An 8,796-nucleotide genomic window follows, 5' to 3' on the forward strand; every position below is an offset into this window, starting at 1 on the left:
GCCGCCTGCCGCGCCTGCGGCGCGAGCGGCTCGGTGAGCACGATACCCAGGAGCAGTCCGGAGCCGCGGACATGGGAGACCAGTGGATGGCCGAGCGCCTCGATTCCGTCGCGCAGCTTCTCGCCCAGCCGCTTCACCTGGTCGAGCAGACCGTCCGCCGCGAGCGTGTCCAGTACGGCGAGTCCGGCGGCGCAGGCGACCGGATTGCCGCCGAACGTCGTGCCGTGATGGCCCGGCTTGAGCAGCTCGGCCGTCGGCCCGAAGGCGATCGTCGCGCCGAGCGGCAGACCGCCGCCGAGTCCCTTGGCGAGGGTGACGACATCGGGTTCGACGCCCTGGTGGGCCTGGTACTCGAACCAGTGGCCCGTACGGCCGACGCCCGTCTGCACCTCATCCAGGACGAGCAGTGTGCCGGTGGCGCGGGTGATCTCGCGGGCCGCCTCCAGATAGCCCTTGGGCGGGACGACCACACCGTTCTCGCCCTGGATCGGCTCGATGATCACGAACGCCGTCTCCTCGGTCACGGCGGCACGGAGCGCGGCGGCATCTCCGTACGGAACGTGTGTCACGTCACCGGGCAGCGGCAGGAAGGGCTGCTGCTTGGGAGGCTGACCGGTGAGGGCGAGCGCGCCCATGGTGCGGCCGTGGAAGCCGCCGTCGGTGGCGACCATACGCTGACGGCCCGTCAGTCGGCCGATCTTGAAGGCGGCTTCGTTCGCCTCGGCGCCGGAGTTGCAGAAGAACACCCGGCCCGGGCGGCCGAAGAGCTGGATCAGCCGCTCGGCGAGGGCGACGGGCCGCTCGGCGACGAAGAGGTTGGAGACATGGCCGAGGGAGGCGATCTGCCGGGAGACGGCCTCGACGACGGCGGGATGCGCGTGGCCCAGCGCGTTGACCGCGATACCGCCGACGAAGTCGGTGTACTCGGTGCCGTCCGCGTCCCAGACCTTGGCGCCCTCGCCTCGTACGAGAGACAGCTTCGGCGTGCCGTAGTTGTCCGCCATGACGCTCTGCCAGCGCTGCGAGAGCTCCTGGTTGCCGGTCATTTCGCTTCCTTTTCGCTCGCGTCGACTCCGTCGGGCACGTCGACACCATCGGGCGCGTCGACTCCGTCGGGCACGACCGGTGCGTCGGGCACGACCATCGTGCCGATGCCCGAGTCGGTGAAGATCTCCAGCAGGATCGAGTGCGGGACACGGCCGTCGAGCACGCGCGCGGTCCTCACACCGTTGCGTACGGCGTGCAGACAGCCCTCCATCTTCGGCACCATGCCGCTGGAGAGCTCGGGCAGCAGCTTCTCCAGCTCCGTGGCGGTGAGCCGGCTGATCACGTCGTCGCTGCCCGGCCAGTCCTCGTAGAGCCCTTCGACATCGGTGAGGACCATCAGCGTCTCGGCGCCCAGTGCGGCGGCGAGCGCGGCGGCCGCGGTGTCGGCGTTGACGTTGTAGACATGTCCGTCGTCGGCGCTGCGCGCGATGGAGGAGATGACCGGGATCCGGCCGTCGCCGAGCAGCGCCTCTATGGCGCCGGTGTCGATCGCGGTGATCTCGCCGACCCGGCCGATGTCGACCAGCTCTCCGTCGATCCGCGGCCGGTGCCGGGTCGCGGACATGGTGTGCGCGTCCTCACCGGTCATACCGACGGCGAGCGGGCCGTGCTGGTTGAGCAGTCCGACCAGCTCGCGCTGGACCTGCCCGGCCAGCACCATCCGTACGACGTCCATCGCCTCCGGTGTGGTGACGCGCAGACCGGCCTTGAACTCGCTGACCAGACCGTGCCGGTCGAGCTGGGCGTTGATCTGGGGCCCGCCGCCGTGCACGACGACGGGCTTGAGGCCGGCCTGTCGCAGAAAGACGACGTCCTGGGCGAAGGCGGCCTTGAGATCCTCGTCGACCATGGCGTTGCCGCCGAACTTGATGACGACGGTCCTGCCGTTGTGCCGCGTGAGCCAGGGCAGCGCCTCGATGAGGATCTGCGCCTTGGGCAGCGCGGTGTGCTTACGGGCGGGCGCGGTCATGAGCTGTACGCGCTGTTCTCGTGGACGTACTCGGCGGTGAGGTCGTTGGTCCAGATGACCGCGGAGTCCGTGCCGGCGGCGAGGTCGGCGGTGATCCGTACCTCGCGGTAGCGCATGTCGACCAGCTCCCGGTTCTGGCCGACGGCGCCGTTGCGGCAGACCCAGACGCCGTTGATGGCGACATTGAGCTCGTCGGGCTCGAAGGCGGCGCCGGTGGTGCCGATGGCGGAGAGCACCCGGCCCCAGTTGGGATCCTCGCCGTGGAGGGCGCACTTGAGGAGGTTGTTACGGGCGATGGAGCGGCCCACCTCGACGGCGTCGTCCTCGGTCGCGGCGTTGATCACCTCGATCCGGATGTCCTTGGAGGCGCCCTCGGCGTCGCCGATGAGCTGACGTGCCAGATCGGCGCAGACCGTACGGACGGCCTCGGCGAACTCCTCGTACGCGGGCGTCACGGCGGACGCGCCCGAGGCGAGCAGCAGCACGGTGTCGTTGGTGGACATACAGCCGTCGGAGTCGACGCGGTCGAAGGTGGTGCGGGTGGCCGCGCGCAGCGCGCTGTCCAGGGCGGGCGCCTCGACATCGGCGTCGGTGGTGAGGACGACGAGCATGGTGGCGAGGCCCGGTGCGAGCATGCCCGCGCCCTTGGCCATACCGCCCACGGTCCAGCCGTCGCCGCCCACGACGGCGGTCTTGTGGACGGTGTCGGTGGTCTTGATGGCGATGGCGGCCTTCTCACCGCCGTGCTCGGACAGCTCGGCGGCGGCCTTCTCGATGCCGGGCAGCAGCTTGTCCATGGGAAGCGGCAGACCGATGAGACCGGTGGAGGCGACGGCGATCTCACCGGCGCTGTGTTCGCCGCTTCCGGACGTGCCGATGCCGCTGTTGAGGACCTCGGCGACTTTCTCGGCGGTGGCGTGGGTGTCCTGGAAGCCCTGCGGGCCCGTACAGGCGTTGGCGCCACCGGAGTTGAGGACGACGGCGCCGACCTCGCCGCCCTTGAGGACCTGCTCGGACCAGAGGACGGGCGCGGCCTTGACGCGGTTGGAGGTGAAGACACCGGCGGCGGCGCGGCGCGGACCGTTGTTGACCACGAGGGCCAGATCCGGGTTGCCGTTCTCCTTGATTCCGGCGGCGATGCCCGCCGCCGTGAATCCCTGCGCTGCGGTGACGCTCAAGGTGCCACTCCGATCGTGGAAAGTCCGGTGTCCTCGGGGAGTCCGAGGGCGATGTTCATGCTCTGCACCGCGCCACCGGCGGTGCCCTTGGTCAGGTTGTCGATGGCGCTGATCGCGATGATGCGGCCCGCGGCCCCGTCGTGGGCGACCTGGATCTGTACGGCGTTGGAACCGTAGACGGACGCCGTGGCGGGCCACTGCCCTTCGGGCAGCAGATGGACGAAGGGCTCGTCCGCGAAGGCCTTCTCGTAGGCGTCCCGTACGTCCTGCGGCGTCGTGCCCGGCTTCGCCTTGACGGAGCAGGTGGCGAGGATGCCGCGGGGCATCGGGGCGAGGGTGGGTGTGAAGGAGACGGTGACCGGCTCTCCCGCGGCCTCGCTGAGGTTCTGGATCATCTCCGGGGTGTGCCGGTGGCCGCCGCCGACGCCGTACGGGCTCATGGAGCCCATCACCTCGGCGCCGATGAGATGCGGCTTGGCCGTCCGGCCGGCGCCGGAGGTGCCGGAGGCGGCGGTGATCACGGCCTCGGGCTCGGCCAGGCCCGCCGTATACGCCGGGAAGAGCGCGAGCGAGACGGCGGTGGGATAGCAGCCGGGCACCGCGACACGCCTGGACCCCTCCAGCGCGGCGCGGGCGCCCGGCAGTTCGGGAAGCCCGTAGGGCCAGGTCCCGGCATGGGCGGAACCGTAGAACCGCTCCCAGTCGGCGGCGTCCTTCAGCCGGAAGTCGGCGCCCATGTCGATGACGAGCACCTCGTCCCCGAGCTGCTCGGCGACGGCGGCGGACTGCCCGTGCGGCAGCGCGAGAAACACCACCTCATGCCCGGCGAGCACCTCGGCATCGGTCGCCTCCAGCACCCGTTCCGCGAGCGGCACCAGATGCGGCTGAAGCCCTCCGAGCCGCTGCCCGGCATTGGAATTCCCGGTGAGAGCCCCGATCTCCACCCCGGGATGACCGAGCAGCAGCCGCAGCAGTTCCCCGCCGGCGTACCCACTCGCTCCTGCCACTGCCGCGCGTACAGTCATGGAAAGTCCTCCTCAGCGATGGCATGACTATACGTTCCTCCGCAGTCTTATGCAATGACAAGGCCGCGCTCTGCCCGAGTCGGCTGCCTGATCAGCCGAAGTGCGCATTGCGCCGGGACCAGACCTGCTGGACGGCCCGGTAGTCGATCACGGTAATTCCCTCCTGCCGGAGTAGATCGCGGGCCGATGGCGAGGTGAGGAACTCGAAGTCGGACCGGCGCACGCGCCAACCGTCAGGTTCGATCGCTCGCGCCTCCTCACCTCCCAGACCTGGATGCACCGCCCACTCGCTGAGGCCGGCCGGCAGGTCGCGGAGCAGCTCGGCATATCGGTCCGCCTTGCCGTCGAGGCCGAGCGAGAAGCTGTCCAGGAAGTCGTGGTCAGTGACCGGCAGGCCCAGCCGGCGGGCCTGCCGACGTCCTGGTTCGAGCCAGACCCGCACCGCCAGGCCGTATTCCCCGGCCAGCGCCATGGTCAGGTCGAGGATGTCATCGCGTCCGCCGTCCGCCAGGCAGTGGAAATCCAGGTGGGACGGTGTCAGACCGACGTCGGCCACAGCGTCTATCTGAGCGCGGAACTCCAGCTCGACCTCGTCAAGACGGGCCTGACCGAGGAGTTGGGCCCGCTGGTCGGGCACAGGAAGGAACAGTTCGCCCGCCTCGTCCAGCAGCGAGGGCACCTTGTCCTTCGCGGCCACCGGCGCCCACCGGTAGTGGGCCGTGTCGCAGACCAGTGTCAGATGGATCCCGAACTGGATCTCCGGCCGGCGGCGCAGCAAGTCCATGGCTTGTGACGCCCCCGGACACGGCACCATCAGGCTGCATGAACCGGCGATCCCTTCCTCGATCGAGTCGATGATCGCCGCGTTGACCGAGTGGTGCATCCCGAAGTCGTCGCAGTTGAGGATGAGCACTCGGGCGCCAGGAGGAAAACCCAGCAGCTCGCTCGACAGAACCGGGGAAGCGGCGACCGCAGGATCTGAGCGAGGTTCATTCATGCCCTCAGTCTGCCCACCCACCGTCGGCCGGCCATCCGTAGGCCGTGGTCACAGTGACTGAGTGGCCGGGTAGCAGGTCAGGCGCGGTAATGGTCGGCCAGTGCGCTGAACGCGGCCTTCGGTTCCCAGGGCATGTCGGGATAGATGTCGCCCTGGCGGTTGCCGTCGAGGACCTTGACGATGCCGGGGCTGGCCAGGTCGAGGTCGTCGCGGGGATCGCCGTCAGGGCGGTGGGGGAAGTTGCCGAGCGCGAAGAGGAACGCGAAGGCGCTGTCGACACCGCCGGTGTCGAAGATCTCCAGGAGCTCGCGCAGATAGGTGGCCTGACCGGCCTCGTCGCGGACGCATTCGCCCTTGAGTCGGATCGGCGCGCCGGTGTTCTTGTCGTACTCGACGATCTCCATAAAGCGACCGCCCAGATCGCCCGCGCCGCGATAGGCGGCGGTGCCGAACTCGGTGATCGCGACCGGCTTTCCCTGTGCGACAAGGGTGCGCACGCCCTCGGCGAACTGGTCGGCGACCTCGGCCGACCGGTACAGGTCCATGGACACGATGTCGAACATCGTCCAGTCGACGCGTTCGAGCGGTATGGCGGCGTAGGTGATCCTGCCACCGAAGTGCTCACGCACGAGGGACACGGCCTCGCCGAGGAAGTCGTTGACCCGTGCGCCGAGTTCACCGATCTGCCGGCGCAGGCGATCCCGCTGGTTCAGCAGCAGCTCAAGCCGGTCTTCCTGGGTGTCGCCGGGCAGGAATCCCTTGTTCATCAGGCTCAACTCGGCCCCGGTGACGAACACGATGTCGACTCCCCGCCGCCGCAGCCGCTCCGCCCGCTCGGCACAGTCGGCGAACAGCGCGAGCATCTGCTCAGCGGCCAGTTCGAGCGGGTAGGGCGAGAACCAGACCTCCAGGCCGAGGTCGGCGGCGCAGGACGCGGCCAGCTCCAGCCGCTCCGGATCACCGCCGATGACGCGGACCGCGGTGCAGTGCAGGTCGTCACGGATGATGCCCAGCTCGCGCCTGACCACGTCCGGGTCGAAGCGTTCACGGGAGATCTCTCCGCCTCGGACGAAGCCGGTGTCGTAGCTGATGCCCTTGGCACGCACAGGTCTGAACCTTCCTGCCGGGTACGAGAATTCGAGAGTAGAAGCAAAAAATGCGTGCACGCAAGTTTGCGTGCACGCATGTGAGGTGGGATGCTCGCGCGGTGACGACACGACGAACCGGGTTGCGCGAGCGGAAGAAGCAAGCCACCCGGGTGGCGTTGCGGGAGGCGGCGCTGCGGTTGGCCCTGGAGCGTGGGCCGGACAACGTCCGCGTTGACGACATCGCGGAGGCCGCCGGAGTCTCGCCACGTACCTACAACAACTACTTCTCTAGCCGTGAGCAGGCGATCGTCGCCGCCGTCACCGCCGAACGGGAATCCCGGGTGGCGGCAGCGGTGGCCGCCCGGCCCGCCGGCGTCCGCCTCGCCGATGCCGTCATCGACGCGGTCGTGGAGCAGTACACCGACCCGGGTGAACGCGATCGCGACGTGCTGCTGCTGATCACCACCAGTCCGGCACTGCGCGACACGTTCGTCGACACCGCCACCGCGATAGAGCATCCGCTCACCGGCGCGATCGCCGACCGCCTCGGCGATACCGGCCCGTACACCGCCCGCGTGCTCGCGGCGAGCGTGGCCGCCGCGGTTCATGTCGCACTCGAACGATGGGTACAGCCGGCCGCCGCCTCCCCCGTCGCCACGGCGCTCGTCGTCCCGGCCGGCTCACTGCCCGACCTGCTCCGCACCGCGCTCGCACCACTCACACCCGCCCTCGACGCGGCCGAGGGCGGCGGTAGCGTCGGTGACTCCGTTCCAGCAGAGAAGAACTAGTTCCCTACGCCGAGGCCGGACATGAACGCGGACGGGTATCGGTCGCCGCGCGCCGCGCCCGGCGGGACTGCCTTCTCGATCTCGGCGAGGTCGTCCGCGGTGAGGTTCACCTCCATCGCGGGCAGCGCCTCGGCCAGCCGCTCCCGGGTACGGGCGCCGACCAGCGGCACGATGTCCTCGCCCTGTGCGGCCACCCAGGCGATGGCCAGTTGGGCGACGGTGCTGCCCTTCGCCTCGGCGACCCGGCGCAGGGCTTCCACGAGGGCGAGGTTGTGTTCGACGTTTCCAGCGGAGAATCGGGGACTGTGGCCGCGGCCGTCGCCGGGGCCGGCGGTGTGCCCGGGCGTCCAGTGCCCGGAGATGAGACCGCGGCTGAGGACGCCGTACGCGGTCAGCCCGATGCCGAGCTCACGCAGCGTGGGCAGGACCTCCGCCTCGACCGCGCGGGAGATCAGCGAGTACTCGATCTGGAGGTCGGCGACGGGCTGCACGGCGTGCGCCCGGCGGATCGTCGCGGCGTCGACCTCCGAGAGGCCGAGGTGCCGTACGTATCCGGCGTCGATCATCTCCTTGACCGCGCCCACCGTTTCCTCTATCGGGACCGCCGGATCCAGCCGGGCGGGACGGTAGATGTCGATATGGTCGGTGCCCAGCCGGGTCAGCGAGTAGGCCAGGAAGTTCTTCACCGCCTCGGGACGGGCGTCCATCCCGCCGAACTCGGCGCCCGGCCCCCGCAGCATGCCGAACTTGACGCTCAGCCGGTAGCTGTCCCGGTCCCGGCCGCGCAGCGCCTCGGCGAGCAGCAGCTCGTTGTGGCCCATCGCGTAGAAATCGCCGGTGTCGATCAGCGTGACGCCGGCCTCCAGCGCGGCGTGCACGGTGGCGATACTCTCCGCGCGGTCGGCCTCACCGTAGGCGCCCGACATGCCCATCGCACCCAGGCCCAGCGCGGAAACGGCCGGGCCGGTGCTGCCCAGGGTTCGTGTCTGCATCACGATCGTTCTCCTTCGTCGTCGGTCTGTCGCCCACTGTGTGTCCGCTCCGCGCCCTACGGGAGCGGAGCGTTCATCATGGGAGAGCCGCTCCCTGGATCGGCCCGCCCGCCGCGAGGGAGCATGGAGCCATGCAACGTGAGCAGCTCGCGGACTTCCTGCGCCGCCGTCGGGAGGCGATCCGCCCGGCCGAGGTAGGCATCACCGACGGCCCCCGCCGCCGCACCACCGGCCTGCGCCGGGAAGAGGTGGCCATGCTCGCCGGTATGTCGGTGGACTATGTCGTACGCCTGGAGCAGGGCCGCAGCAGCCAGCCCTCGACCCAGCTGCTGGGCGCCCTGGCCCGGGCGATGCGTCTCTCCGACGACGAGCGCGACCACTTGTTCCACCTGGCCGGCCACCAGCCACCGCCCGCCGACGGGCCGGCCCGCCTGGCCCGCGCCGGCCTGATCCGCATGCTCGACCTGCTCGGCGACACCCCGGCCCTGGTGCTGTCCGACCTGGGCGAGATCCTCGCCCAGAACCGGGCCGCCCTCCTGCTCACCGGCGACCACACCGGCTTCACCGGCGACCGGCGCTATGTCGTGTACCGCTGGTTCACCGATCCCGCCGACCGGGCCGCCAGCCCGCCCGAGGAGCGGGAACGCCACGCCCGCCAGCTCGTGGCCGACCTGCGTGCGGCCGTCGGCCGCCGGTCCGGCGATCCCCCGG

General features: G+C 70.1%; 9 protein-coding genes. 2 read left to right on the forward strand and 7 right to left on the reverse strand.

Going from position 1 to position 8,796, the window contains the following annotated elements; genetic code table 11:
• From GA0115259_RS17645 to GA0115259_RS17670, 6 genes are all read right to left on the reverse strand, one after another.
• Nucleotides 1-1,046 (reverse strand): acetylornithine transaminase (locus tag GA0115259_RS17645; protein WP_093597729.1); only part of this gene is annotated, 1,046 nt, incomplete at its 3' end.
• On the reverse strand, nt 1,043-2,017 hold the full coding sequence (argB, locus tag GA0115259_RS17650) for an acetylglutamate kinase (protein WP_093597731.1): 975 nt from the start codon (nt 2,015-2,017) through the stop codon (nt 1,043-1,045). The genes argB and GA0115259_RS17645, both read right to left, overlap by 4 nt.
• Nucleotides 2,014-3,195, reverse strand: coding sequence for a bifunctional glutamate N-acetyltransferase/amino-acid acetyltransferase ArgJ (argJ, locus tag GA0115259_RS17655; RefSeq protein WP_093597734.1), 1,182 nt, complete (start codon nt 3,193-3,195; stop codon nt 2,014-2,016). Before argJ ends, argB begins: the two co-directional genes overlap by 4 nt.
• Nucleotides 3,192-4,220 carry an N-acetyl-gamma-glutamyl-phosphate reductase gene (gene argC, locus GA0115259_RS17660; protein WP_093597737.1) on the reverse strand — a complete coding sequence of 343 codons (1,029 nt, stop codon included), beginning with the start codon at nt 4,218-4,220 and terminating at the stop codon, nt 3,192-3,194. The genes argJ and argC overlap by 4 nt, the downstream gene beginning before the upstream one ends.
• A 91-nt stretch (nt 4,221-4,311) precedes the next feature.
• Nucleotides 4,312-5,217, reverse strand: a complete 906-nt coding sequence (locus GA0115259_RS17665) for a polysaccharide deacetylase family protein (protein WP_093597739.1) — start codon at nt 5,215-5,217, stop codon at nt 4,312-4,314.
• Nucleotides 5,218-5,294: 77 nt separating this feature from the next.
• A complete protein-coding gene (locus tag GA0115259_RS17670) occupies nt 5,295-6,323 on the reverse strand; it encodes a hypothetical protein (RefSeq protein ID WP_093597742.1) in 1,029 nt (342 codons plus the stop codon).
• 101 nt (nt 6,324-6,424) lie between these two features.
• Between GA0115259_RS17670 and GA0115259_RS17675 the strand changes: the two genes are divergently transcribed.
• Nucleotides 6,425-7,093 carry a TetR/AcrR family transcriptional regulator gene (locus tag GA0115259_RS17675; RefSeq protein WP_161230402.1) on the forward strand — a complete coding sequence of 223 codons (669 nt, stop codon included), beginning with the start codon at nt 6,425-6,427 and terminating at the stop codon, nt 7,091-7,093.
• On the opposite strand, the gene GA0115259_RS17680 is transcribed toward GA0115259_RS17675, so the two are convergent.
• Nucleotides 7,090-8,085, reverse strand: coding sequence for an aldo/keto reductase (locus tag GA0115259_RS17680; protein WP_093597748.1), 996 nt, complete (start codon nt 8,083-8,085; stop codon nt 7,090-7,092). The genes GA0115259_RS17675 and GA0115259_RS17680 overlap by 4 nt on opposite strands.
• Nucleotides 8,086-8,216: 131 nt before the next feature.
• Here GA0115259_RS17680 and GA0115259_RS17685 point away from each other — a divergent pair.
• Nucleotides 8,217-8,796 (forward strand): helix-turn-helix transcriptional regulator (locus GA0115259_RS17685; protein WP_093597751.1); only part of this gene is annotated, 580 nt, incomplete at its 3' end.

The sequence above is a fragment of the Streptomyces sp. MnatMP-M17 genome, from assembly GCF_900091995.1.
In the GTDB taxonomy this organism is placed as follows: Bacteria; Actinomycetota; Actinomycetes; order Streptomycetales; family Streptomycetaceae; genus Streptomyces.

Excerpts from the sequence above, each read along its gene's own strand:
- argC (WP_093597737.1), bottom strand. The coding sequence starts at position 4,220 with ATGACTGTACGCGCGGCAGTGGCAGGAGCGAGTGGGTACGCCGGCGGG.
- argB (WP_093597731.1), bottom strand. The coding sequence starts at position 2,017 with ATGACCGCGCCCGCCCGTAAGCACACCGCGCTGCCCAAGGCGCAGATC.
- GA0115259_RS17665 (WP_093597739.1), bottom strand. The coding sequence starts at position 5,217 with ATGAATGAACCTCGCTCAGATCCTGCGGTCGCCGCTTCCCCGGTTCTG.
- GA0115259_RS17680 (WP_093597748.1), bottom strand. The coding sequence starts at position 8,085 with ATGCAGACACGAACCCTGGGCAGCACCGGCCCGGCCGTTTCCGCGCTG.